Source organism: Bacillus sp. es.034, assembly GCF_002563655.1.
GTDB lineage: Bacteria > Bacillota > Bacilli > Bacillales > Bacillaceae_B > Rossellomorea.
The window spans coordinates 1864168-1890617 of sequence record NZ_PDIY01000001.1; the positions used below are offsets into that span (position 1 = coordinate 1864168).

27 protein-coding genes are annotated in these 26450 nt (G+C 45.3%); 20 read left to right on the plus strand and 7 right to left on the minus strand.

Going from position 1 to position 26450, the window contains the following annotated elements; genetic code table 11:
- Positions 1-145 precede the first annotated feature (145 nt).
- Entirely contained in the window at positions 146-1843 is a 1698-nt protein-coding gene (gene ezrA / locus ATG71_RS09420) for a septation ring formation regulator EzrA (protein WP_098439363.1), read from the plus strand.
- A gap of 58 nt (positions 1844-1901) precedes the next feature.
- Here ezrA and brnQ read toward each other — a convergent pair whose 3' ends face one another.
- The gene (gene brnQ, locus ATG71_RS09425; RefSeq protein ID WP_098439364.1) at positions 1902-3242 is read right to left on the minus strand and encodes a branched-chain amino acid transport system II carrier protein; all 1341 of its coding nucleotides are present in this window, start codon (positions 3240-3242) and stop codon (positions 1902-1904) included.
- A gap of 324 nt (positions 3243-3566) precedes the next feature.
- Between brnQ and ATG71_RS09430 the strand changes: the two genes are divergently transcribed.
- The 6 genes from ATG71_RS09430 to rarD all read left to right on the plus strand — a co-directional run bounded on the left by ATG71_RS09430 (position 3567) and on the right by rarD (position 10660).
- A complete protein-coding gene (locus ATG71_RS09430) occupies positions 3567-4718 on the plus strand; it encodes a cysteine desulfurase family protein (RefSeq protein ID WP_098439365.1) in 1152 nt (383 codons plus the stop codon).
- Positions 4715-5926 carry a tRNA uracil 4-sulfurtransferase ThiI gene (gene thiI / locus ATG71_RS09435; RefSeq protein ID WP_098439366.1) on the plus strand — a complete coding sequence of 404 codons (1212 nt, stop codon included), beginning with the start codon at positions 4715-4717 and terminating at the stop codon, positions 5924-5926. The genes ATG71_RS09430 and thiI overlap by 4 nt, the downstream gene beginning before the upstream one ends.
- A gap of 85 nt (positions 5927-6011) precedes the next feature.
- Positions 6012-6218 (plus strand): alpha/beta-type small acid-soluble spore protein, encoded by a 207-nt coding sequence (locus ATG71_RS09440; protein WP_098439367.1) that lies wholly within the window; start codon positions 6012-6014, stop codon positions 6216-6218.
- 159 nt (positions 6219-6377) lie between these two features.
- Entirely contained in the window at positions 6378-7961 is a 1584-nt protein-coding gene (gene mbcS, locus ATG71_RS09445) for an acyl-CoA synthetase MbcS (protein ID WP_098439368.1), read from the plus strand.
- A 114-nt stretch (positions 7962-8075) separates the two neighbouring features.
- Complete coding sequence (locus ATG71_RS09450) at positions 8076-9671, plus strand: amidohydrolase (protein ID WP_098439369.1); 1596 nt, start codon at positions 8076-8078, stop codon at positions 9669-9671.
- Positions 9672-9745: 74 nt separating this feature from the next.
- A complete protein-coding gene (gene rarD / locus ATG71_RS09455; RefSeq protein ID WP_098439370.1) occupies positions 9746-10660 on the plus strand; it encodes an EamA family transporter RarD in 915 nt (304 codons plus the stop codon).
- A gap of 99 nt (positions 10661-10759) precedes the next feature.
- Here rarD and ATG71_RS09460 read toward each other — a convergent pair whose 3' ends face one another.
- A complete protein-coding gene (locus tag ATG71_RS09460) occupies positions 10760-11560 on the minus strand; it encodes an NAD kinase (RefSeq protein WP_098439371.1) in 801 nt (266 codons plus the stop codon).
- 150 nt (positions 11561-11710) lie between these two features.
- Between ATG71_RS09460 and sppA the strand changes: the two genes are divergently transcribed.
- The 8 genes from sppA to ATG71_RS09500 all read left to right on the plus strand — a co-directional run bounded on the left by sppA (position 11711) and on the right by ATG71_RS09500 (position 18996).
- Positions 11711-12721 carry a signal peptide peptidase SppA gene (gene sppA / locus ATG71_RS09465; protein WP_098439372.1) on the plus strand — a complete coding sequence of 337 codons (1011 nt, stop codon included), beginning with the start codon at positions 11711-11713 and terminating at the stop codon, positions 12719-12721.
- Between the two features lie 113 nt (positions 12722-12834).
- Positions 12835-13266, plus strand: a complete 432-nt coding sequence (locus ATG71_RS09470; protein ID WP_286163128.1) for an RDD family protein — start codon at positions 12835-12837, stop codon at positions 13264-13266.
- Positions 13267-13543: 277 nt separating this feature from the next.
- Positions 13544-14254, plus strand: a complete 711-nt coding sequence (locus ATG71_RS09475; RefSeq protein WP_098439374.1) for a DUF2953 domain-containing protein — start codon at positions 13544-13546, stop codon at positions 14252-14254.
- A 15-nt stretch (positions 14255-14269) separates the two neighbouring features.
- A complete protein-coding gene (ytfJ, locus tag ATG71_RS09480; RefSeq protein ID WP_098439375.1) occupies positions 14270-14746 on the plus strand; it encodes a GerW family sporulation protein in 477 nt (158 codons plus the stop codon).
- Between the two features lie 128 nt (positions 14747-14874).
- Positions 14875-15375, plus strand: a complete 501-nt coding sequence (tpx, locus tag ATG71_RS09485; protein ID WP_098439376.1) for a thiol peroxidase — start codon at positions 14875-14877, stop codon at positions 15373-15375.
- A 133-nt stretch (positions 15376-15508) separates the two neighbouring features.
- A complete protein-coding gene (locus ATG71_RS09490; RefSeq protein WP_098441777.1) occupies positions 15509-16492 on the plus strand; it encodes a class I SAM-dependent methyltransferase in 984 nt (327 codons plus the stop codon).
- Between the two features lie 307 nt (positions 16493-16799).
- Positions 16800-17993, plus strand: a complete 1194-nt coding sequence (locus ATG71_RS09495; protein ID WP_286162959.1) for an acetate kinase — start codon at positions 16800-16802, stop codon at positions 17991-17993.
- A gap of 163 nt (positions 17994-18156) precedes the next feature.
- Positions 18157-18996, plus strand: a complete 840-nt coding sequence (locus tag ATG71_RS09500; RefSeq protein WP_098439377.1) for an EcsC family protein — start codon at positions 18157-18159, stop codon at positions 18994-18996.
- 26 nt (positions 18997-19022) lie between these two features.
- Here ATG71_RS09500 and ATG71_RS09505 read toward each other — a convergent pair whose 3' ends face one another.
- The gene (locus tag ATG71_RS09505; protein ID WP_098439378.1) at positions 19023-19334 is read right to left on the minus strand and encodes a hypothetical protein; all 312 of its coding nucleotides are present in this window, start codon (positions 19332-19334) and stop codon (positions 19023-19025) included.
- Positions 19335-19545: 211 nt separating this feature from the next.
- On the opposite strand from ATG71_RS09505, the gene ATG71_RS09510 reads away from it, so the two are divergent.
- Positions 19546-20757 carry an argininosuccinate synthase gene (locus ATG71_RS09510; RefSeq protein ID WP_098439379.1) on the plus strand — a complete coding sequence of 404 codons (1212 nt, stop codon included), beginning with the start codon at positions 19546-19548 and terminating at the stop codon, positions 20755-20757.
- Entirely contained in the window at positions 20754-22148 is a 1395-nt protein-coding gene (argH, locus tag ATG71_RS09515; protein ID WP_098439380.1) for an argininosuccinate lyase, read from the plus strand. Before ATG71_RS09510 ends, argH begins: the two co-directional genes overlap by 4 nt.
- Before the next feature lie 77 nt (positions 22149-22225).
- On the opposite strand, the gene ATG71_RS09520 is transcribed toward argH, so the two are convergent.
- Positions 22226-22678, minus strand: coding sequence for a universal stress protein (locus ATG71_RS09520; RefSeq protein WP_098439381.1), 453 nt, complete (start codon positions 22676-22678; stop codon positions 22226-22228).
- A gap of 108 nt (positions 22679-22786) precedes the next feature.
- On the opposite strand from ATG71_RS09520, the gene ATG71_RS23350 reads away from it, so the two are divergent.
- Entirely contained in the window at positions 22787-22939 is a 153-nt protein-coding gene (locus ATG71_RS23350) for a hypothetical protein (RefSeq protein WP_179886503.1), read from the plus strand.
- A gap of 693 nt (positions 22940-23632) precedes the next feature.
- Here the strand turns inward: ATG71_RS23350 and ATG71_RS23695 are convergent.
- From ATG71_RS23695 to ATG71_RS09530, 3 genes are all read right to left on the minus strand, one after another.
- Complete coding sequence (locus ATG71_RS23695) at positions 23633-23815, minus strand: hypothetical protein (RefSeq protein WP_286162960.1); 183 nt, start codon at positions 23813-23815, stop codon at positions 23633-23635.
- Positions 23772-24236: an SDR family NAD(P)-dependent oxidoreductase gene (locus ATG71_RS09525; protein ID WP_286162961.1), complete on the minus strand. Its 465-nt coding sequence runs from the start codon at positions 24234-24236 to the stop codon at positions 23772-23774. The genes ATG71_RS23695 and ATG71_RS09525 overlap by 44 nt, the downstream gene beginning before the upstream one ends.
- A 66-nt stretch (positions 24237-24302) precedes the next feature.
- The gene (locus tag ATG71_RS09530; RefSeq protein ID WP_098439382.1) at positions 24303-24737 is read right to left on the minus strand and encodes a MarR family winged helix-turn-helix transcriptional regulator; all 435 of its coding nucleotides are present in this window, start codon (positions 24735-24737) and stop codon (positions 24303-24305) included.
- A gap of 358 nt (positions 24738-25095) precedes the next feature.
- Between ATG71_RS09530 and ATG71_RS09535 the strand changes: the two genes are divergently transcribed.
- Together ATG71_RS09535 and ATG71_RS09540 are read left to right on the plus strand one after the other, a co-directional pair.
- Positions 25096-25563, plus strand: a complete 468-nt coding sequence (locus ATG71_RS09535; protein ID WP_098439383.1) for an NUDIX hydrolase — start codon at positions 25096-25098, stop codon at positions 25561-25563.
- A 197-nt stretch (positions 25564-25760) separates the two neighbouring features.
- Positions 25761-26438, plus strand: coding sequence for a Type 1 glutamine amidotransferase-like domain-containing protein (locus ATG71_RS09540; RefSeq protein ID WP_098439384.1), 678 nt, complete (start codon positions 25761-25763; stop codon positions 26436-26438).
- The last annotated feature ends 12 nt before the right edge of the window (positions 26439-26450 follow it).

The window sequence follows — 26450 nt, forward strand, 5'->3', positions numbered from 1 at the left end:
TAAAATTGACTTTTATCACTAAAAAATCAGAAATTAATAGTCAAAAAATGTCGTTAACATGGTATCATTATAGCAATGACAAATTATTAATGAAACATTCACATTCATATAGATGTCTACTGAATAGTTGAACAGGGGGCTTAAGATGCAATACGTCATCGCTGGAATAATACTTATCTTAATCGTATTCCTAATCGGATTTATCTCTAGAAAGAAATATTACGCCGAAATCGATCGGTATGAAGCCTGGAAAATCGATATCATGAACAAACCGGTTTCAGACGAACTTTCCAGAGTGAAGCAACTGAATATGACAGGTCAGACGGAAGAATTGTTTGACGGCTGGAGACAGGGTTGGGATGAGATTGTTGCTGTGCAGCTTCCTGATGTTGAAGAACTACTATTCGATGCAGAAGAGTACACCGATAAATTTCGCTTTAATAAAACCAAAGAGGTCCTGTCAAGAATCGATCAGGTTCTCACCGATACTGAAAAGAAGATCGAACAGATCCTGAACGAATTAAATGAACTGGTCGGCAGTGAAGAGAAGAACCGCGAAGAAATCCAGGCTCTTCAAGAAGAATTCCGGAACAGCAAGAAACAATTGCTCGCCTATCGTCATACATACGGTCAAACGGCAAAGCATATGGAAGCCGTCCTTGATAAGCTTTCTGAACAGATCAAACAGTTCAATGAGCTGACGGATCAGGGGAACTATCTGGATGCAAGGGAGATCGTCCTCAGCCTTGCAGAAGAAATGAAAATTGTTGCCTACAAGATGGAAACGGTGCCGAAACTGATCACCGACTTTGAAAACGTATTGCCTTCCCAACTGTCTGAGCTTGAAGCAGGATACGTCGAGATGAAGGAACAGGGCTACACCCTTGATCATATTGAAGTGGACAAAGAAGTGGCTTCTTTGAAGGAAACCCTTCAACACTTTAATAAAAGTCTTGAGGAGCTTCAGGTCGAAGAGGTGGAGACGGGCATTCAGGAAATAAAAGTGAAGGTCGAGAACCTTTACGATTTACTGGAAAAAGAAGTCCATGCCAAACATTTTGTAGAGCAGTACAGGGACCAAACGACGGAAGGGCTCATCAAGGCAAAGGAAGACAATGATGACATTCAATCGGAAGTAAGTATCGTGAAACAAGGATACCATCTTCATGATGCGGACCTAAGTACACCGAGTGAGATTGATAAGAAGATCATTCAGCTCTCAAAGCGGCATGAAATGCTGATGCACAAGGAAGAAACGAATGCGACGGCTTTCTCGAATTTAAGTGATGAGCTGAAAGAAATCAGGAGTGGACTGGAAGAACTGAATCAACAGCAGAGTGAGTTCTCCGTCTATCTGCAGAACCTCCGTAAAGATGAATTGGCTACCAGGGAAAAAATCCAGGAGCTTAAGAAAAAGGTGGCTGAAGCAAGCCGTATGATCTCGAAAAGCAATGTACCGGGATTGCCGGCCGATTACAAGGATCTTCTTCATGAAGTCCATCGTAAAATCGAACAAGTGAATGCGAGCTTAACGGAAAAGCCTTTAAACATGAAGTTCATCCAGGAAACATTATTGGATGCCGAGGACACGGTCGACCATTTCTACACGAAAACGGGAGGTCTGATCGAGAATGTTCTCTTATCAGAAAAAATCATTCAGTACGGAAATCGCTACCGGAGCAAATACAACTCAGTGCGGGAAGGTCTTCAGACGGCTGAAGAAGCCTTCCGTCAATATGATTACCGCAAAGCGCTGGAAGAAGCGGCCACAACCATCGAGAAGGTGGAGCCGGGCGCTTTGAAGAAAATCGAGAAGATGATAGATCTTGAAGAAAGATCATAAAAAAAAGGACTGATGTAGACGTTTAAATCTACATCAGTCCTTTTTTTATAAGGCGGCTTCAACTGGCTTCAATTGTCCGTTTGGTTTGTCCTGCGAGTAAGGCAATCACGAATCCGATGATGGCACCGATCATAGCCGGAACGATCCAGCCGATTCCTTGAGTATAGAACGGAAGGAATTGGAGGGATTGGCTGATGGCCGTCACGTCAACGCCAGCGGTCTTGATGCCATCGATCAAACTGATCAGACCCGTCGGAATCAATGCCCCTACATACACAAGGGAGTAACCGTTAAATCCATTATGCATGAATGAAAGAAGAATCAGTACGATCGCCAATGGATAAATGAAGATTAGAACAGGTAAAGAGACGGCAATCAACTGAGTCAATCCGATATTGGCGATGGTCATGCTGAACAGTGAAATGATGATCACCAATTTAGGATAGGATACCGGCAGGATTTTGGCGAAAAATTGTGAGCATGCCGACACAAGTCCGACTGATGTCGTAATGCACGCAAACGTAATCGCAAGTCCCAGGATGACTGTCCCCATTGAACCGAATAAATGGCTCGCTGCAGCCGAAAGGATCGCTCCACCGTTTGCCTGAGCGCCGATGGAATCCATACTGCTCGCACCGATATAGCTTAAAGATAAATACACAAGGGCTAGTCCTGCGGCGGCAATGAATCCTGCAATGATCGTGATGCGCGTCAAGCTGGATTTATTGGTGACACCGCGGTCTTTAATGGAATTGATGACGACGATCCCGAACACTAAAGCAGCGATCGTATCCATCGTCAGGTAACCCTCGATGAATCCCTTGAATAATGGTCCATCCTGATAGGCTTCATGCGGAGTGCCGAAGTCTCCCATCGGACTGATGATGCTTTTGACCACTAGGATCGTTAGGATTAGGATTAGGGAAGGAGTCAAAATTTTTCCGATTCGGTCCACAAGCTTTGACGGATTCATCGCAAGCCATGCCGTCAATCCAAAGAAGATAATCGTATAAATCAGTAAAGAAACGCCGTATTTCGCTGTATCTTCAGGCAAAAATGGGATGACCCCGATTTCATAGGCGACGGTTCCGGTTCGTGGAATGCCGAAGAACGGCCCAATCGCCAGGTACATAACAATGGTAAAGATAAGTCCGAATAATGGATGTACGCGGCTTGCAAGTGTCTGAAGATCCCCTCCGGACTTCGCGATGGCGATGACTCCGAGTAGTGGAAGCCCCACTCCTGTAATAAGAAAGCCGATGATACCGGTCCAGACATGTTCTCCTGCCTGCTGTCCCAGGAATGGCGGGAAGATCATATTCCCTGCTCCGAGAAAAAGAGCGAAGAGCATTAATCCAATCGTCAAGATCTGACTGAATGATAGCGCTTTCTCGTTCATATATACCCCTCCGTTTGTAATCGTTATCATAAGCAAAAAATATCTTATCATAAGTTTGTAGAAAAATGTCGAAAAACTAAATAGTCTTACAATTTAGTATATTTAAATAACTTCGCTTTCAGTTACCTTCTAGATTCTCGCAAAAATTCTGTCATTTTTCAATAATAATTTTTGGAAAATGAAAAAATTTTTTTGATTGATGTGATAAATCGCTTTTCTACTATAATAAATCCTTGCACCAAAATGAATTTCATTTGGGATGGGAAGGATTTATGGTAAGATTAATGATTGAGTATAAAGCGTCATGTAAAAGAAGGTGTAAACTTGATCTATTTTGATAATAGTGCGACAACCAAGCCATATAAGGAAGTCCTTGACACATTCCTGAAAGTAAATGAAAGCTATTATGCCAATCCATCGTCCATCCATTCGTTCGGTGGTCAGGTGGAAAAGTTAGTTCAACAATCCAGGGAGCAGATCGCTTCCCTATTAGGTATAAAGTCAAAAGAGGTATTCTTCACCTCAGGCGGGACTGAATCAAATAATTTGGCGATAAAAGGAACCGCTCTGCAATATGGTCACAGAGGGAAACATATCATAACGACCAGGATTGAGCATCCTTCCGTCATCAATGCCTTTAAGCAGTTAGAGGTGTTTGGATACACAACGACCTATCTTGATGTCGATGCAGCGGGCAAGGTCCGTCCCTCAGAATTGAAAGAGGCGATCCAGGATGACACGATTCTTGTTTCGGTGATGCAGGTGAATAATGAAATCGGCAGCGTGCAGCCGATCAGGGAGATTGCTGAGATCCTGAATGATTATCCCAAGATCCTCTTTCATGTCGATGCCGTACAGGCATGTGGGAAGGTCCCCCTTATTCTCGACGAAAAGCTCATCGATTTATGCAGCCTATCCGCTCATAAAATCCATGGCATCAAAGGGACCGGTATGCTATTTGTGAGGGACGGACTTGAGATTTCGCCTATTCTTTCCGGTGGCGAACAGGAGGGGAACCTGCGAAGCGGCACGGAAAACACCGGCGGTATCGTATCCTTCGCCAAGGCACTCCGGATGCATTTGGAAGAAAGTAAACAGAAGTTGGTTATAATGGAAGAAAATCAACAATATCTGAGGGAAGAGCTGGAGAAAATCGAAGGTGTCACGGTTCATACACCGGTACGGGATCACGCCCCCCATATACTGAATTTTTCAGTGGCGGATTTTAAAGGGGAAGTACTCATTCACTCCCTCGACCGGCATGAAGTGTATGTATCGACGACAAGCGCTTGTTCATCAAAGCAAAGCAAGCCCAGTCAGACCCTTTTATCCATGGGTGTACGGGAACACCTTGCCGGCAATTCGATCCGGATCAGCCTGTCCTTCCATAATACGATGAAGGAATGCAAAGAATTTATTGTATTACTAAAAAAAGAAATTCAATACTTACAACATACAATGAGGAGATCAAGATGAAATATAATCGCATACTCGTACGATACGGTGAAATTTCAACCAAAGGAAGAAACCGTAAGATGTTCACAGCCAAGCTCCGTGAAAATATCCTGCACACGCTGAAGGATTTCCCGACGGTCTCCGTTGCAGCGAGCCGGGATCGCCTCCACATTCAATTGGGAGACGAAAACGCAGAGGAAATCATTCCGAGACTTGAGAAAATCTTCGGGATCCAATCGTTCAGTCCAGTCGTCAAAGTCCCTCAAAACATGGAGGACATCATGAAGGCAGGACTTGCTCTCGTCGAAAAGAGCTTTTCCCCTGGCAAAACCTTTAAAGTGGCTGCCAGAAGAGCGGATAAGAAGTTTGAACTCGACACGAATGAATTAAACTATGAAGTAGGGTCCTATATCCTTCGCAATTTGGACGGATTGAAGGTGGATGTAAAGAATCCCGATATTCAACTGAATGTGGAAGTCAGGAAAGAAGGCGTTTATCTTTCTTCTGAAATTTATCAAGGGTCCACCGGGATGCCGGTAGGGGCGAGCGGGAAAGCGATGCTGATGCTTTCAGGCGGAATCGACAGTCCTGTCGCAGGTTATCTGACGATGAAAAGAGGAGTGGAGATCGAAGCCGTCCATTTTCACAGCCCTCCGTTTACAAGTGAACGGGCGAAGCAAAAGGTAATCGACCTTTCGAAGAAGCTCTCTGCCTTCAGCGGAAAAGTGAAGCTTCACATCGTCCCATTTACGAAAGTGCAGCAAACGATTCATGATCAGGTTCCTGAAAATTATACGATGACGTCAACACGACGGATGATGCTCAGGATCGCGGATCAAATCCGCGAGAAGAATGAAGGACTGGCACTCATTACCGGGGAAAGCCTCGGCCAGGTGGCGAGTCAGACGCTTGAGAGCATGCAGGCGATTAACGATGTCACAAATACACCGGTGTTACGACCGCTCATTGCCATGGACAAGCTTGAAATTATCGATATCGCGCAAAGAATCGATACCCATGATATTTCGATACTGCCTTACGAAGACTGCTGTACGATCTTCACACCGCCTGCACCGAAAACAAGACCTAAAAAAGAAAAAGTGGAGTACTATGAAAGCTTCGTTGATTTCGAGACCCTCATTAAAGAAGCTGTAGACGGTACAGAAACGATGACAATCGACGTTTCTACAGTCTCGAATGTAGAAAAAGCGTTTGACGAATTACTCTAAAATTTAGGATAATTTACCAAAGAAAATAACTGTATGAAGCCATGTGTTTTTACACAATCTATATTCAACAAGGAGGTGAAAACACATGGCAAACAACAACAGTTCAAATCAATTAGTAGCTCCAGGAGCTCAACAAGCAATCGACCAAATGAAATACGAAATCGCTTCTGAATTCGGAGTTCAACTTGGTGCAGATGCAACAGCACGCGCTAACGGTTCTGTAGGTGGTGAAATCACTAAACGTTTAGTTCAAATGGCTGAACAACAAATCGGTGGCGGATTTTCAAAATAATTAAATACAATGGCTACAAGGAGCGGGCTTCCCCGCTCCTTTTCTTTGTTTGTCGAAAATCCTCATATTTTGCTTCTGAGCAAAATATAACAAATAATTTAAAAAATTTAAATTATTTTGTATAATAGAGATGAATCGACAAACAAGGGGGAGTCATAAGTGAAAAGGGAAGAATTGATCGCACCGGAAAAGTATAATTTGGTGGAAGAAGTTGAGAAGTTTGCAAGTGGTGAAGAAAAGCTTGCCATCAAGTGGGAAAATGAAGAAGGTAAAAAAGAAGACATTACATACAAACAATTATTAAAGAATGTAAATAAAATTGGAAACGTTTTCTTAGGAGAGGGCCTTGAAAAAGGGGATGTCATCCTTGTCATGGTTCCCCGCTTAATAGAGGCATATGCTGTTTATCTTGCTGCACTGAAATCCGGGCTTGTCGTGATACCAAGCTCTGAGATGCTGCGGACAAAGGATCTTGAATACCGGATCGATCACGGGGATGTGAAAGGGATTGTAGCGTATTCTCCTTTCGTCGAGCAGTTTGAAAACGTAAGGGGCATGGATAATCTCAAGAAGTTCGTAGTAGGGGAAGGGCAGGACGGCTGGATTGCCATTGAAGAAGAAATGAAATCTGCCTCAGAGGATCTGGCATTCGCTGATACGCAAAGGGACGATATGGCCTTCCTTTCATATACGTCAGGAACGACGGGGAATCCGAAAGGGGTTGTCCACACCCACGGATGGGCCTTTGCTCACCTGAAAACAGCGGCACGTGAATGGCTTTGCATCGAAGAAGGAGATACGGTTTGGGCAACAGCAGGTCCCGGCTGGCAAAAGTGGATCTGGAGTCCGTTCCTGTCTGTCCTCGGTTCAGGTGCCACAGGTCTTGTGTACCAAGGAAAATTCGATCCGAACAAATATCTTCAGATGCTCGAGGATAATCATGTCAACGTCCTATGCTGTACGCCTACAGAGTATCGCCTGATGGCAAAAGTCGATAATTTGGGAACATATAAGCTCGCTCACCTGCACAGCGCCGTGTCGGCAGGTGAGCCGCTTAACAGGGAGGTCATCGATGCCTTCAAGAGACACTTCGAGATCGAAGTCCGTGACGGCTACGGTCAAACGGAGAATACCCTCCTTGTCGGAATCATGAAAGGGATGGAACTGAAACCGGGCTCCATGGGGAAACCGACCCCTGGGAATCGTGTCGAAATCATCAATGATGAAGGTTACCCTTGTGAAGTAGGCGAAGTGGGAGACATCGCGGTTCACGTAGAAACGCCTGCCCTGTTCAAAAATTATTATAAAGATCCCGAACGGACGGCCATGCAGTTCAGGGGAGATTACTATATTACGGGAGATAAAGCGAAGAAGGATGAAGACGGCTACTTCTGGTTTGAAGGACGTGGGGACGATATCATCATCAGCTCAGGTTACACGATCGGACCTTTTGAAGTGGAAGATGCCCTCGTGAAGCATCCATCGGTTCAGGAATGTGCCGTCGTCGGAAGTCCCGATGAAGTAAGGGGGCTGATCGTAAAGGCGTTTGTCGTCTTACGTGAAGAGGTGAATCAGGAGGATCCCGATCTCATTCCTTCCCTTCAGCAGCATGTGAAAGACTTAACGGCCCCTTACAAATATCCACGCAAGATTGAATTTGTGAAGGAACTGCCGAAAACAACATCAGGAAAAATCAGAAGAATCGAATTGAGACAAAAAGAACTGAGTTCAGTGAAAAATTAATCACGGATAGGGGGCCATCAAGGCTCTCTATTTTTTTTGGTTTTATCATTTCAGAATCTTCCTATAATATGATACATTTGAGAAATAGACTTTTAGGAAAGAAGGAAATGCATCATGGGTACTTTATGGAGAAACGGCACCATCTATACAATGCAGCACGAAGGACATCATGTGGAAGCGGTTTTTACAGAGAATGGCCAGATCAAAGGCTTGGGGACTTCGGAAGAACTGGAGCAAAAGTTTACGATTGATTCAGTCGTTGATTTAGAGAACAAGATCATGTTCCCGGGGTTTGTTGACAGTCACATGCATCTCATCGGTCACGGTGAGACGCTGATGAGGCTTGATCTTTCCAGTATGAACAGCAAGCGGGAAGTGCTGGAGGCCATCAAGGAAAAAGCCCAAGGCGTCGAAGAAGGAAAATGGATCATCGGGGAAGGCTGGAATGAGAATCTTTGGAGCGATGCAGCGGTTTTGACCAAGCAGGAAATCGATGGAGTCGTTCCGAACCATCCTGTGCTTCTAAAACGGATCTGCCGGCACGCCATGGTGGTGAATTCACTTGCCTTCAAACATGCAGGCATCGACGAGAACACCCCGAATCCAGCAGGCGGCTTGATCGAACGAGATGATGAAGGCGGATTGAATGGTTTATTGAAGGATAAGGCACAGGATCTGATGGTCGATGCCCTGCCTGCCATTTCTTCCGAGTATCTCGTCGAAGCCCTGACCAAAGGAATCGAAAGCTGCTGGGAGCATGGATTGGTCGGCGGTCATACAGAGGACCTGAGCTATTATGGGAATTTCAAGAAAACATACAATGCGTTCCTTGAGACCATCAATGAAGGCAAGAGAAAATTCAGGGCCCATCTTCTCGTCCATCATGAAGTGATTGAAGACTGGAAGGAAGATGGTCATCAGTTCCTGAGCGGAAATGAATTCATTGAATTCGGCGCCATGAAAATTTTTGCCGATGGTGCATTGGGTGGCAGGACGGCACTCTTGAGCTATCCGTACGCCGATGATCCAAGCACGACGGGAGTCAGCATCCACACGAACGAACGACTTCTGGAACTTGTGAAAAAAGCAAGGAAGTATGAACTGCCGATCGCCGTCCATACGATCGGGGATCAGGCATTTGAAAATGTCGTCGACAGCATCCTGGAGGCGCCGACCCTTCATGGCAGGCGGGATCGTCTCATCCATGCCCAGATCCTCCGCAAAGAACTGATCGAGAAGATCAAAGGGCTGCCCCTCATCCTGGATATTCAACCGAGGTTTGTGGCATCGGATTTCCCATGGGTCGTTGAACGACTGGGAAAAGAAAACATGAAGTACAACTATGCGTGGAAAACGCTCCTTGACGTAGGCATCCCGTGTGCAGGCGGATCGGATGCCCCGATCGAACCGATCAATCCACTCTGGGGAATCCATGCGGCGGTTACTCGCACGAACCCGCTGGACTCTGAGAGGACCGTGTATCGTCCGGAAGAAAAGCTGACGATGTATGAAGCGATATCCCTTTTCACGAAGGGAAGCGCATATGCCTGTCACCATGAGCAAGATCGAGGAGAGATCCGTGAAGGGTACACAGCAGACTTCACCGTCTTGGATATCGATCCATTCACCGTCGAAACGGACCAAATACTTGGCAAAGTCGTCGATATGACGATCGTTGACGAGACCATCGTTTATAAAAAAAATAAATAATCATTGCCCCTAAAACTGTTCACCGATATAATAGAGATATTTCGGAAATAGAAATAGTTTTGGGGGTGTTTTTTATGAAGCAAGATCAAGCCGGGATTCTGTATACGGCATTTTCATACTTATTATGGGGAATTCTGCCGATCTATTGGAAATGGGTTAATCATGTGTCGGCAGATGAAATCCTCGCCAACCGCATCTTTTGGTCGTTCTGGTTCATGCTTCTATTCTTGTTCGTCAGCAAGCGTTGGAAGGAATTCACCAACTATCTGAAAACATCTCTAACCAAAAAGAAGCAGTTATTCGCTTTGCTGCTTGCTTCACTTCTGATCAGTACGAACTGGTTTATCTACATATGGGCCGTGAATACGAATCAGATGGTGGAAGCAAGCCTGGGCTACTATATCAATCCACTCGTCAGCGTGCTGCTGGGCGTATTCATCCTGAAGGAAAGCCTTTCGAAGGCACAGATCATTTCCTTTGGATTAGCCGCCATCGGGGTGCTGATCCTGACTCTTTCATACGGGGAATTTCCCTGGATCGCCATCGGTCTCGCTTTCTCATTCGGCCTATACGGATTAGCCAAAAAGCTCATCCAGGTGGAATCATCCATCGGCCTCACACTCGAAACGATGACCATCGCACCACTATCCCTGATCTACCTTGGCTACATGTACCAAGAAGGAACCCTTTCCCTCTTCCACGTTTCAGTAGGGACGGACCTTCTACTAATGGGAGCCGGGGCAGCAACTGCGATTCCATTATTGTTCTTCTCCAAGGGTGCCCAGCAGATCCCTCTATACATGGTCGGATTTCTGCAATATATCGCCCCGACGATCACGTTGATTCTCGGTATATTCATGTATCATGAAGAGTTTTCTGTTACCCATCTCGTTTCGTTCATGTTCATCTGGCTTGCCTTGACGGTCTTCACCGCATCGCGTGTGCAGTATGCAAGGAAACGCCGACGGGATGCCAGATTATCGGCATGATGAAAAACGCTCCAGTCTTTTTGACTGGAGCGTTTTTGTTTGGGTTTTAGTTAGCATTGTCATCCACCCAAAAAATCTCTTTTTCAGAACCCATTCAACCTACAAAAACGACCGCTTCACTTTCTCCCAGAACGAGTTATCCTTCAATTTTACCGTTTTAATGACCTTGTCACTCAGTTTGGCTTCGACTTTTTCCACGTGCTGAATACTCAAAGCCTCATTGTCCATTCCCATGGCAGGGTAGTCGTTTCCGTCCTGGACGATCTTTAGTACGAGTCGGCGCTTTCCGCTCAAGATGAAGGAAGAACCGAGTGTACGGTAGCGGTTATTATTCAGGGAAGCCATTTCGCTCACCTGGATGCAAGGGAGCATCGGATCGACAACGGCACCGTTGACGGATTTATTGTAAGCGGTGCTTCCCGTCGGGGTGGCGAAGATCATGCCGTCGCCCCGGAACGTTTCGAAATGTTTGTCGTCGATGAAGACGTCCATGACGAAGGTTTTGATGATGCCGGAGCGGATGCTGAATTCATTCAGGCAGTGAAAGGACGTCTGGTTGTCGACAGTCACTTCGATGGTCGGGTATTTGCGTACTTCGATCTGCTCTGTTGTCATGGCTTCAATCATCTTGGATGTGTCATCAATATGGAAGTCACAGTACATGCTTAACGTACCGCCGGTTGAAATACCTGCATACAGGCAGTCCTCCCTGAAACCGGTTTGACGGACGGCCTGGAGGAATGTTCCGTCTCCTCCAATGCTGACGATGATGTTCGCGTTCTTCGAAGATTCTACTATATTGAAATCATAACGCTTTGCCAGTTCATATAATTGATCAAGTTTGGCCTGCATTCCTTCTTGGTGAAGGCTATAGAAAAAGATATTTCGACGGTTATTCATCGTATGTACCTCCCAGGATAAAAGATAATTTTTCCCATTTACATGAAATTTTGCTAGAATCTAACTTAGTGAATATTCTATCATGTTTCACCATGAGAATGATATTCATATCCTTACATAAGATAGGGTAAACGAGGGAGGAATATACAGATGAATGCAAAAAGGTGGACGGCATTAGGAATCGCTGGCGCATTATTCTTTGTTTCGGTAATCGTCAACTTTGCGACCTCTGCTGTGACAAGCGATGTTAATAAGGCATTTGAAGACATGTTCGGAGGGACGGACACTCCATTCTCCGAGGAAATCATCGATGAAGGGAATGCGAATAAACGGATCGCGGTCCTTGAAGTGGAAGGTGTCATCCAGGATACGGGTGGTGCAAGTTCCTTATTTGAAAGCCCGGGCTATAACCACGAGCTCTTTATGGATAAGCTTGATGCCGTTGAAAAAGACAAATCTGTCAAAGGGATCATTTTAAAAGTGAATTCCCCAGGCGGCGGGGTAGTGGAAAGTGCACAGATCCACTCGAAGCTTGTGGAAATCATGGAGAAGACGAAAAAACCGATCTATGTATCGATGGGCGGTACGGCGGCATCCGGCGGCTATTACATATCGGCTCCTGCCACGAAGATTTTTGCCAGCAAAGAAACGCTTACTGGTTCACTTGGAGTCATCATGCACAGCATCAACTACTCGGAACTCGCAGAGAAATACGGCGTCGATTTCGTCACGATCAAAAGTGGACCGTATAAGGATATTATGAGTCCAACACGTAAAATGACCGATGAAGAACGAAAGATCATTCAGTCGATGATCGACAATTCGTATGAAGGTTTCGTGGATGTTATCGCGAAAGGCCGTGATATGTCTGAAGCGGAAGTGAAGAAGATTGCCGACGGACGTGTGTACGATGGAATCCAGGCGAAGGAAGTCAATCTGATTGATGAATTCGGCTATGTGGAAGATACGATTGCAGCGATGAAGAAAGATTATAAATTGAAAGATGCACAAGTATTTGAATACACGGCGGGCGATCCTTTCTCCGAGTTCTTCAGTATGGGTGCAAAGAAAATGATGGGTCAGGATATGGAAGCGGCGGCACTGATGAAGCTTTTATCAAACCCGGGCTCTCCACGATTGATGTATCTCTACTCTGAATAAGGAAGGTGAATGAAGTGAGTGATCGCTATGAACATAATGAAACACGGGAGCATATCGAAGTCCAATCTTCTTCTCCTGACTATTCAAGGACCACCCCCCACGACGGCTATTTCCTGGCAGGATTCTGGATACGCTTCTGGGCTTATCTTGTCGACTTGATCGTCATCGGAAGCATCACGAGACTGATCGTGAACCCGATTTTTAAACTATTGGATATTTCTTTATCCGACGGCTCGATGTTTGCCCCGATTTCGATTCTGACGAGCATCGTTTTCTACGGATACTTTATCCTGATGACGAAATACTTCAGCCAAACCATCGGCAAAATGGTATTCGGTATCCGGGTCATCGAGCTGAAAGGCACGAAGCCATCATGGGGAACCATCCTCTTCAGGGAACTGATCGGCCGGTTCATCTCCACGACGGTCTTTATTTTATATGTAGTCGTGGCTTTTACCCATAAGAAGCAAGGGATTCATGATTTGTTTGCGGATACGACGGTTGTTCAGGAAAAGAAGAAGCTGGAATTTACTCCGGCTGTGTAAAAAGAGAGGCAAACCTGCTGATGGGGCGGGTTTGTTTTTTTTGTGGGCGAGGGGTGGGGGTTTCCCTATTTATGGTAAAAGACGCAATTGCGGGGTGAAATGACGCAATAAAGGAAATAATGCCGCAATCCCCCGGGAAAATGACGCAATTAATCCAAAAACGACGCAATCATCCACCCGGCAAGGTCGCACAAGCTATTTTTCACTGCAAATTCCACCCACTCAAGTTTATTTTCCCCCACAATGACCATAATAAGAGGTTGAAGGGTGTGAATGTATGAGCTGGTGGATCTGGACGTTAATCATTATCGCGGCACTTATTCTTTTTCTATTATTCATTGCTATCATCACAAAGCTGACGGTCACGATTTCCTTATACCATGGAAATGACAATGATCATTTCAAGGTAAAGCTGAGAGCGTGGTTTGGTTTGATCAAATATACGATCGACATACCGCTTGTGAAGCTTGATGACGACGGTCCGAATGTCGTCGTCGAACAAAAAACGAAGAAGGGGAAGGAAAGCAATCCATCCAAGGAAAAGGAGTCCAAAAAGAAAATTACGCCCCATGATTTCATTGCGAGTTTACATGATACGAAGGAAATCGTCATTCACGTACAATCCATGCACCGGATCATGCGGGGGTTTCTTAAAAAAGTCAAACTGGATCAGGTCGAGTGGAAGACTTTATTCGGGACCGGGGATGCGGCATCGACGGGGACGTTGACGGGGACAATCTGGGGAATGAAAGGGAGCATCATCGGCATCCTGAGCGGATATATGCGCCTGCAATCCATGCCGGTCATCGAAGTGACACCGACATTTCAGCATGCGGTGATACAAACGCAATTTTCATGTATTATCCAGTTTCGCATAGGGAATGCTATCCTAGTAGGTTTCAAGATACTTCGGTACTGGAGAGGCGGTATGGCTAAGTTCAAGACAAAGCCCCTTTCCACCATTTCTGGAGAAAAACAATCAGTCTAATTAGGAGGTCTTCACATGTCAGAACATCCGATTGAAGGTCTGATGACCACGGCAATGGAAAATTTAAAAGAAATGATCGATGTGAATACGATTATCGGTGATCCCGTTGAAACACCCGATGGAAGCGTCATCCTTACCGTTTCAAAGGTAGGCTTTGGGTTTGCGGCAGGCGGCAGTGAGTTCATCATCGACAGTAAGGGGAAAGACGACAGCGGTAAAGGCGGAGAAGGCGGCGGTGACAAGTCATCCCCTAAGCAGCAGCCGTTTGGCGGAGGTAGCGGGGGCGGTGTCTCCATTACGCCGATCGCGTTTTTGATCGTCAGCTCGAAAGGAATTAAGATGCTTCATTTAGATGAAAGCACTCACCTGATCGATCGTTTGCTGGACCTCGCTCCTGGTGCCATCGAGAAGATTCAGGGCATGATGAAAAAGGACGGCAATAATCAGGAAAACAACGGACAGCACAATCAAAATCATAAGATGGAACTGTAAATGATTGAGAGCTTACTCGAATGAGTGAGCTCATCTTTTTTTTGAAAAGGACCCCTATGATTTGCTTTCCTCCTTCCTTTTTCTGTACTATGAAAGGGTACATACTATTTATAGAGGAGGAACAAATAATGGCAAATATCACGTTTAAGAATAACCCTGTCACTCTATTAGGTAATGAGGTTAAAGTAGGCGACAAAGCTCCCAACTTCACAGTATTAGCTAATGATCTATCGGAAGTCACACTGAATGATTCCAAGGGCAAGGTACGTTTAATCAGTGTCGTTCCTTCGATCGATACAGGTGTTTGTGATGCACAGACACACAAATTCAATGAAGAAGCAACGAAATTTGATAACGTAGAAGTATTGACGATTTCAGTGGACCTTCCATTCGCACAAAAACGCTGGTGCGGAGCGAACGGTATCGAAAATGTCCAAACCCTTTCCGATCACCGCGACCTTTCTTTCGGTGAAGCATTCGGCGTTCATATCCAGGAACTTCGTCTTCTGGCACGTGCTGTATTCGTTGTAAACAGCAATGATGAAGTAACGTATGTGGAATATGTGAGCGAAGCGACTGACCACCCGGATTATGACGCTGCCGTTGAAGCAGTGAAAAACGCGAAATAATCCTGTCCCAACCAAATAGTTCTAAAAAGCATGCTGACCTGACTTATTGATGGTCAGCATTGTTTTTTTACAAACGCCTGGGACAAAGGTACAATAGATGAATGAAAATGTGATAAAGGAATGAATGCCGATGATTAATTCGCCAGTCGAATCATTATTTGGAATAATCGACGAAACGGCCACACTGCTGAAGGATGAACTTGCCTGCAGTTATTTAGAAGCCGTTGCCGAAACGGGTGAGAACCTGTTTCAGGGGGACGTCCTCCAGGAAGAAGTCAGTGAACTGACGAAGAAGCGCCTGAACAAAAAGTACGACGAAGCAAACGTATCTCAACTTGAGAATGAACATATCCGTAAAGCGTTTCAATTCGCTATTTTAAAAGGAATGAAGGAAAACGTACAGCCGAATCATCAAATGACCCCGGACTCACTTGGATTATTCATCAGCTATCTGGTGAATAAATTCACGGCGGGCATGAATAAGCTGTCGGTCCTTGACCCTGCGATCGGAACGGGGAACCTCTTGACGACGGTGTTGAACCAGATGCCGGGTAAAGAAACCGAGTCCATCGGTGTCGAAATCGATGAAGTCCTCATCAAGCTTGCCTATGTGGGAGCGGATCTTCAGAAGCATCCATTGCAGCTCTTTAACCAGGACTCACTTGAGCCATTGTTCATCGATCCTGTCGATCTTGTGCTTTGTGACCTGCCGATCGGGTATTATCCGAACGACCTGCGCGCCCAGGATTATGAGCTGAAAGCGGATGAAGGACATTCCTATGCCCACCATCTGTTCATCGAACAAAGCCTGAAGCATACGAAAGACGGCGGGTATCTGTTCTTCATCGTGCCGAACGGACTGTTCGAATCGCCGCACAGCGCACAACTTCAAGGTTATCTTAAAGAAAAGGCAGACATCCAGGGCTTCCTGCAGCTGCCGCTTTCCCTGTTTAAAAATAAAAACTCGGCGAAGAGCATCCTGATCCTTCAGAAGAAAAAGACAGGAATCAAGCCTCCTAAAGAGGTACTGCTTGCGCAACTGCCAAGCCTTTCGAATCAAAGAGCCCTTCAGGATATCCTGTCGAAGATCGATCAGTGGCTTGTGCAGAATAAGTAAAGACTGCCTTTGGGCGGTCTTTTTTTTGGTGTTTTATTGGACGGGTGTTGGGGGTATGCAGAGAATGAGGAGATTATCGACCTTTTCAAAAGATATCGACCGCTCAACATGAATCGACAATTTTCGTAAAAACGTATTCAAACTTTTGTGAAAACATTTAATTTAACATGAAAACGATGTCATTTCAAGCTTTTTCTTGAAATAGGGTGGAGTCAGTGATTTAATGGGGAATTGAGAGATAAAAAACGATTCAATGAACAGAATAATGGTAGAGTCGATCGATCGAAAACAAAAGGAGCGATACAACGTGGCAAAAAAAGTGATTGCAATTAATGCTGGAAGCTCTTCGTTAAAGTTTCAGCTTTTTGATATGCCTGAAGAAACAGTCATTACCAAAGGTCTAATTGAACGTATCGGATTAAACGATGCGGTTTTCAATATAACAGTGAACGATGAGAAACGTGAAGAAGTAACGGATATCCCGAACCATGAAGTAGCGGTTAAAATGTTGCTTGAAAAGCTGACAGGCTTTGGCATCATCAACTCACTTGATGAAATAGATGGAATCGGTCACCGTGTCGTGCACGGCGGTGAAGTCTTTAATGATTCCGTTCTGATTACAGATGAAGTTGTGACGAAAATCGAGGAACTGTCTGATCTGGCGCCCCTTCATAACCCTGCAAACTTAACGGGAATCAAGGCATTCCATAGCGTGCTGCCGAATGTTCCTGCGGTTGCTGTGTTTGATACAGCGTTCCACCAAACGATGCCTGAAAGCTCATTTTTGTACAGCCTTCCGTATGAGTACTATGAAGATTTCGGAATCCGTAAATATGGTTTCCACGGAACTTCCCACAAGTATGTATCACAACGTGCAGCTGAAATGCTTGGCCGTCCGGAAGAACAAGTGCGCCTGATTTCTTGTCACTTAGGGAACGGTGCAAGTATCGCAGCCATCGAAGGCGGTAAATCCATCGACACGTCCATGGGCTTCACACCACTAGCTGGTGTTGCCATGGGAACTCGTTCAGGTAATATTGACCCGGCCCTTATCCCGTTCATCATGGAGAAAACAGGATCAACGGCTGATGAAGTATTAAATATCCTGAACAAGAAATCCGGTATGCTTGGTGTATCTGGATTCTCAAGTGACCTTCGTGATATCGAGCTGCAGGCTTCAGAAGGTAACGAGCGCGCGGAACTGGCTCTTGAAGTGTTCGCTAACCGTATCCACAAATACATCGGTTCATATGCATCACGCATGTACGGTGTAGACGCGATTGTCTTCACGGCAGGTATCGGTGAAAACAGTACGCTGATCCGTGAAAAAGTCCTTCAAGGCTTGGAATTCATGGGCGTCTACTGGGATCCGGCACGCAACCAGGTCCGTGGTAAAGAAGCATTCGTCAACTATCCGCATTCACCAGTCAAAGTTATGATCATTCCTACGAATGAAGAAGTCATGATTGCTCGTGATGTTTTGGAAAAAGGGAATATCTAATCTGAAACGGGATCGCTGAGGCGGTCCTGTTTTTTTATAAAAAGCATTTCTTTTCCGCTCGAAATAACTGACTATTCCCACCATTCTCCCCGTCACCAAGGAATTGTCCCTTCCATATATGGTATACTATACGTAATTTAAGGAATGTAAGGAGTGGGGAGAAGTGAACTGGTCAGAACGAGATAAGCAGGTATGGCAGTCGATCAAGGCTTGGAGAGAAGAGTTGTATGAATATGAAGCGAATGATTTGGAGCATACATATGTGAAGTGGCTGGATTACGCGTTTGAATCGATTCCTGAAGATGTTCAGGATCAGTTTTTTCAGCGGCTGGATGGCTGGTTGTTTCATATGCATTCCCTGATTCAAGGTTCACAGATGCAGAATGATGCCCGGGAGCGGATCCTTGTGACGGCGCGGGCATTCAATCAGGATATTCAGACGGTCGAGGATCTTCACTATTTAACGATTGACCAGCTTCATTACATAGCGGAACAGCATGCGGGACGCCATCGCATCTACTCCCTGCTGCAAGGTGGGGTGACGGGTACCGGTGGGCTTGTGGCTCTTGGGTCGGATCTGCCGGCGATGCTCGTCATCAATCTGCGTTCGGTGCAGCTCATCGCCATCACGTATGGATTCGATGTTCAGACGCCGTTTGAAATGATGACGTCATTGAAGGTGTTCCATGCAGCGACCCTGCCGGCAAGGCTCCGGGCCCTTGCGTGGGAAGATCTGATGGAGGATCTGAACAAGAAAGATTCCAATTACTTTTACGATGGATCAGAGCAGCTGACGGATTATACTTGGCTGGAAGGCTCAATGAAGCAGGCACTGAAAGCGATGGCCATCACCATGTTCAAAGGGAAGAAGTGGTCGGGTCTGCCTCTTGTCAGCATTGCCATCGGGGCGGGATCCAATTATCAGCTTTCCAGGAAGATCACTGATTTTGCCGAAAAATATTATCAATACCGCTACCTGCGCGATAAGAAAAATGAACAATAAAAAAGGGGAATGATGTGCTCAATGCATCATTCCCTTTCTGTTTTTTCCGGATTGGTCCGGTACCAAAGCCATAGATCATTGATTTCAGAAGCCCGTTCGGAAATTTCATGATTGATCATGCAGGATCGTTCAAAATCGTCTTCCCCAGCCAGTTCATCCTGAAGGCGCTCGATCTCTGTATCAATTTCCCCGATCCGGTCTGGAATCGTTCCACGGACGCGCTCCCACTCAAGGAGAATCACTTCCTGTTCCTCTGATGAATACATCGGCCATTCCTTCAATTGCAATGGAAGGTGGATTCCGAGTCTTGAATCGTATGAAAAAAATTCGTTCCTCATCTATCTGGATGCTCCTTACGTTTCATTCTTCTTTCATCCTACAATAAATTCTGCGTGAAGCCCAGTGCGAAGGGGATGTCACCAATTGTCCATAAAATAATTATACAAATTTATGAATAAGTATTGATGTATTTCTTGTAAACTGCTAATATAAATTCATCTTAAAGAATAAATATTCATTTATATAGAAAATCAACAGGAGGAGATACGGATGAATAAAAAAGTGGTATTAGCCTACTCAGGTGGTTTGGATACGTCGGTTGCCGTTCAATGGTTAAAGGAAAAAGGATACGAAGTCATTGCATGCTGCCTGGATGTCGGGGAAGGAAAGGATCTTGATTTTGTACAGGAAAAAGCGTTGACGGTTGGAGCGTCTAAAAGCTATGTTATCGATGCAAAAGAAGAGTTCGCGAATGAATACGCGCTTCTTGCCCTGCAAAGTCATGCACTGTATGAAGGAAAATACCCACTGGTGTCCGCACTCTCAAGACCGTTGATCGCGAAAAAGCTCGTTGAGATCGCAGAACAGGAAAATGCAACGGCCGTGGCACATGGCTGCACGGGGAAAGGAAATGACCAGGTGAGATTCGAAGTGTCCATCGCGGCATTGAATCCTTCATTGGAAGTGATCGCGCCGGTCCGTGAATGGAAATGGTCACGTGAAGAAGAAATCGAATATGCGAAGGATAAGGGGATTCCGATTCCCATCAATCTTGATTCACCATACAGCATCGACCAGAATCTTTGGGGCAGAAGCAATGAGTGCGGGGTGCTTGAAAATCCTTGGACTGCACCACCTGAGGATGCATACGATCTAACATCAAGCATCGAAGAATCACCAAATGAAGCGGATGTGGTTGAAATCACATTCTCCAAAGGGGTGCCTGTGGAGCTGAATCACGTGGCATATCCTCTTGAGGAAATCATTTCGAAACTGAATGTGCTGGCCGGAAAGCACGGAGTCGGCCGTATCGATCATGTGGAAAACCGCCTTGTCGGGATCAAGTCACGTGAAGTATACGAATGTCCGGCCGCCATGACCCTTTTAAAAGCTCATAAGGAACTGGAAGACCTTACACTGGTGAAGGAACTTGCCCATTTCAAACCGGTGATCGAGAAAAAAATGACGGAATTAATTTATGAGGGACTTTGGTTCTCTCCATTAAATAAAGCGTTAAAAGCTTTCCTAGATCAAACACAGGTGTATGTGAACGGTGTCGTTCGCGTGAAATTATTCAAAGGTCATGCTATCGTCGAAGGAAGAAAATCACCGAACTCCCTGTATGATGAAAATCTTGCGACGTACACAAAAGCGGATGAATTCGATCACGATGCTGCCATTGGATTCATTCAACTATGGGGTCTGCCGACGAAGGTGTCTTCCATGGTCAACGCTGAGAAGAAAGAGAAAGTCACTCTATGAGTAAGCTGTGGGGAGGACGTTTCACCAAGAAGCCGGAAGAATGGGTGGATGAATTCAATGCATCCATCTCATTCGACCAGGAGCTCGTACTGGAAGACATTGAAGGCAGCATCGCCCATGTGAAAATGTTGAAAAAGTGCGGGATTCTGACAAGCAGTGAAGCCGATCAGATCCTCGATGGCCTCCAGGTATTGTATGGGAAGGCTGAAAAGAATGAACTGGCGTTATTCGTTGAGTATGAAGATATTCATTTGAATCTGGAGAAGCATCTGATCGATTTAATCGGTGAGGTCGGTGGCAAGCTCCACACGGGAAGAAGCCGTAACGATCAGGTGGCGACAGATATGCATCTATTTTTAAAAAGACGGGTGGAGGAAATCGTCAAGCTCGTTGAGGAGCTTCAGGAAGCGATCATTGTACAGGCGGAAGTGAATGTAGAAACGATCATTCCTGGCTACACTCATCTGCAGCGGGCCCAGCCGATCTCGTTCGCTCATCATCTGATGTGTTATTTCTGGATGCTGAACCGCGATAAGGAACGACTCGCTGATTCCTTGAAAAGAATCGATATTTCCCCATTGGGAGCAGGTGCACTGGCAGGGACGACATTCCCCATCGACAGGGAATACTCAGCTGAGCTCCTTGGCTTCGGTGCTTGCTATGAAAATAGTCTCGATGCCGTAAGTGACCGTGATTTCATCCTGGAATTCCTGAGCAACAGCTCGATCATGATGACCCATCTTTCCCGTCTCGCGGAAGAGATGATCCTGTGGTCTACGGAAGAGTTCCGATTCATCGAGCTCGATGACAGTTTCACTACTGGAAGCAGTATCATGCCTCAAAAGAAGAACCCGGATATGGCGGAGCTTGTCAGAGGAAAGACGGGCAGGGTGAATGGGAATCTCATTTCTCTTCTCACTGTGTTAAAAGGTCTGCCACTTGCGTACAACAAGGATATGCAGGAAGACAAGGAAGGGATGTTCGATACGGTGAAAACCGTGGTGGGATCGCTTAAGATCTTTACGGGTATGATTTCGACGATGAAGGTGAATAGTGAGCAGATGAAGGAAGCGGTCGGGAATGATTTTTCCAATGCGACAGAGCTTGCGGATTACTTGGCGACGAAGGGGATTCCTTTTAGACAGGCCCATGAAATCGTCGGGAAGCTTGTGTTGTATTGTATTGAAAAAGGCTGCTATCTGAAAGATGTGTCGCTTGAGGAGTATGGTGAGTTTTCTTCGTTGATCGAGGAGGATATTTATTCAATTTTGGCACCGTATTCGGCTGTTGAGAGAAGGAAGTCGTATGGTGGTACGGGGTTTGAGCAGGTGAAGGTGCAGATTGGGAAGGGGAAGGCCCAGTTGGGAGCTTTTGTTGAACAATCTGTGTAGAAGAAAAAGAAGCGATTGGGGTGAATGACTCTCCCTCAACCGCTTCTTTCTTTTTTTTTTGGATTAGAGACAATAAATCAATCTTCCACTTCTTCCGTTCTGACAACCAGTACGTCGCAGTGGGCAGCCCGGGTGATGTGTTCGGAGACGCTGCCGATGAGGAACCGTTCGACCGCGTTGAGGCCGGTGGCTCCGCAAATGATGAGGTCTGCTTTGACGTTTTTGTTTGCTTCTCTTGGGATGATCACTTTCGGGGAGCCGTATTCGACATAGGTTTTGACTTTGGTCAATCCGGCTTTGGCCGCTTCGTCTTTGTACTCGTTTAATAATTCTTCAGCATACTTGATGGCTCTTTCTCCTACTGTGCGGTCATAGGATTCGATGGCCGCGAAAGAGCGGGTGTCGATGACGTGGATCAAGGACAGAGTGGCATCGTTCCGTTTGGCGATGGCTATCGCTTTTTTGAAGGCCCATTCTGCTTCCCTTGATCCATCTACAGCTACTAATATGTTGTGATATTTTAAACTCATTGTGATCCCCTCCTTACATTCATCATACTATATTTTCCCACTTATATCTGTAGCCAATTTTCGAACAATAAAGGAGAATAGACTACTTATTTTTAAGGGGGAATCACCATGAAGAAGAAGGATCCGAAAGAACAGTTCACGTATGATGAAAATGCGAACCAACAGGTAAGCCAGCAGATCATGGATTCGTATACGAGCGGTGTCATTGATACGGAAAATGGTCAGTACGGGACGTATGAAAACGAACAATATGAAGAGTAGGTAAAGGAAAAGCTTGCAGAGAATGTTTCTGCAAGCTTTTTAGTTGTTGAAGCTCCCCTGAATTTATCAATTTTAAAGATCAGCACCATTATGTTGAATAAGGAGAACCGCTCCCCTAGCGTTTAAAAATAAGCGGAAAAATTCCGTCTAAACCGGAAAATCTGGCTATTTCACGAAAATTAGCCGGAGTTTTTCCGCTTATGGAACAATTTCCGTTGAATATTGTTCCATATTGAGAAGTTAAGCGGAATTTCTCCGCTTAATTCAGCGTTGTAACTCTCCCCCAGGGGCCTTAAGCGGAATTTCTCCGCTTATAAATCTGTCGCCGTCATCTAAGCAGAATGCTTCATTGCTAGGTTACTTTAACAAACATCATTTCCCTCAAAATCAAAAACAGTCTGATTAAATAAACGGCTCAGATAGGTAAATAAATCTGAATGCCATTTTACATTCAATTCGCATAGCCATGCGCACTAACATCTGCACGCTGACAATAACTCCTGTTACCTCACTAAAAGGACTGCGAATTTGGGTACTGAAATCCTATGAGCTCATGAAGAACCTTGATATATCACCAAAAAGAAGCAAAGCAGTCCAATTCAGTTACGAATAGGACTGATAATTGACGGGCGAGTCAAGTTTATGTTCTCGAAAACCGACCCCGTAACCCGCACGGTGATGGCTCTTGATTTGTCACGCCTCTTCGTACACGACCTCAGCGTCCCCTTTATTCACATGCATATCGAATAAAGCCCCGGCAATCTTATCCCCTGAAAAATAAGTGTCTTCCTGAACGAATCCGTTGATGGTTAAAGTCCCAACATAGATCCCTTTAGGAGTCAGTTCCTGATTCAGGCTGTAAGTGAGGTTTCTCAAGCCCACCACCCGTCAATAGGATGGATCCAGACTCTTTCTTCATGAAAGGAAGAATCTCTTGAACGTCGGCTAGTGCACCGGCCACGTTCACTTTAAAGTCATAAACGAAATCTTCCACGCTGATGGCAGTCGGTTGTCCAGGTCGGATGGATGCTGCATTATACAAAAAGACTTCGATTTCATCTCTAAATGCTGCTCTTACTTCCGAAAGAGCATTTTTCATGGACGATTCGGATGAAACATCTCCTTGAAATCCTTTCGCAGCGATACCATGCGCTGCTAAGTCACTTTCAAGCTTTTGTAAGGACGTGAGTGTTCGTGAAATGAGGGCCACGTTGTATCCTTTCAATCCAAAATTCTTCGCTGTCTCATAGCTGATTCCTTTACCGGCTCCAATAATCACAATCGTTTTATTCATCATGAATTCCTCCAATTATTTATATTTGTATATACAAATGAATGGGCAAAAAAAGAGCGCAAAACACTCTCATTCTTTTTCAAGCTTCAAACTTGCCTCATGCAGCATCCGGCTCAAATCGAGGCTGAAGTCCTTCCCGAGCGTTTGGGAATAGTCATCGAACAGCTCTTTGATTGATACTCGGAACTCCCGATACAATTCGTCCCCTTCATCGGTTAAAGAGATGAACGTTTGCTTGCCCGACATTTTACGAAGGACAATGTTTCTCTTTTCCAATTTATCGATGAAACGTGTACTGGTGGAAGGGGCAATGGCCAGTTTCTGGCACAGTTCCTTCTGTGTGATCCCCGGTTTGAAGTGGATGACCATGATCATATAAAAATATGATGGAGCAAGTCCGCCGGCATCCAAGTATTTTTCTGCAAGCTTTGTGATGCTTCTGGAAAAACGGCTCGCCGTGAAGTATAGGCAGTGCATCAGAACGTCGTCTTGTTCTTCGTTCATTAGATCAACACCCTTTCATTTGCACATACAAATTAACATAGGGAAGAACATCTTGTCAACCTAAGTGCAGATTATGCCAGTTCTTTCAGTATTGCTCTTATCCCATTTATACTATGTTACTGTAAAATGAAAAGGAGATGGTGGAAAACTCCGGCATGATTATCGAATTTCTCGCATGATTGCAACTAAAACTAGCATGATTGTTAGGAAGGCCGCATGATTATCTAAAATTCCGCACGATCATGTTTAATCTCGCATGATTCTGTTCTATACCCCACTTTCCAGGGTATGAGATAAGTTAGGAACAACAGTAGAAGAACAACATTAAGATAAAATAGCATGAAAAGGAGTCAAGATGATGGGATACATAGAAGAACTGAGGAAAATCGTGGGTCACAGGCCATTACTGTTTGTAGGTTCCGTTACGGTTATTGTGGATGAACTGGGAAGGTTACTCCTTCAACAACGAACGTTTCCAAAGGGTATCTGGGGAATTGCGGGAGGACTGATGGAACTTGGAGAATCCACTGAAGAGGTTGCGAGAAGGGAAGTATATGAGGAAACGGGATTGAAAGTAAATGAACTACATTTAATCAATGTTTATTCAGGGCCGGAACATTATGTTAAGGCCGAAAATGGTGATGAGTTTTACGTTGTGACGGTTGCCTATTATTCAGAGGGATATGAAGGGGAATTGAAGATAGACCAGTCTGAATCGATTACATGTGAGTTTTTTTATCCCGATGAACTGCCAACCAATATGGTGAAAAGCCATAAAGTGATCTTGGATGAATTTTTGTCTAAACATTATCGAAAAGATGTATAATCTTCGGTTTATGTTCTACTTAGCTGGTAAGTAACTGAGCAACAGCTGATTGTAAATAAATATGGTCGTTCATCCAAAAAGGATAAAAGGCATTTTTGTTGAATTCCTTATGTAACAAGTTGCTCTGGAATCGATTGTGTAAATTTTACAATATAAATCCAAGGATTTAGGGTGACTACACTAAAGGAGATGAAATCATGAAATTACTGCTCACATCTGCAGGCGTCAATAATAAAAGCATACACGATGCCCTGGTTACGATGCTCGACAAGCCGATTGAGGATTCCACTGCCCTGTGCATCCCCACCGCCATGTATGGACACCCATGGGTCGGTCCCGGCGTCAGGACATGGGAGTTCATCAGCGGGAATTCCGAGAATCCCATGGTGGACCTCGGATGGAAGTCTGTCGGCGTGCTGGAGCTCACAGCGCTGCCAAGCATCAACAAAGACCGATGGGTACCGCTTGTAAAGGAAACGGACGTTTTTCTGGTATCCGGTGGCGACGCTCTCTACTTGGCTCACTGGATGCGACAATCCGGATTTGCAGATCTTTTGCCGTCGCTGAACGGAGTCTATGTGGGAATGAGCGCAGGGAGTATGGTGATGGCGCCAAATATCGGGGAAGACTTCGTTGGCTGGAATCCTCCGAACGGCGGGGATGCAGCGCTCGGAATGGTTGATTTTTCAATCTTCCCTCACCTGGATCATGAGATGCTTCCGGAAAATAGGATGGCTGATGCAGAGAAATGGGCCGCCGGGATGAAGGGGCCAGCATATGCGATAGATGATGAGACCGCCATCAGAGTGGTCGATGGAAAAGCAGAAGTCATTTCAGAGGGGAATTGGAGACTGTTTTCTTCCTCAAAAAAATAAACATTAAAGGTG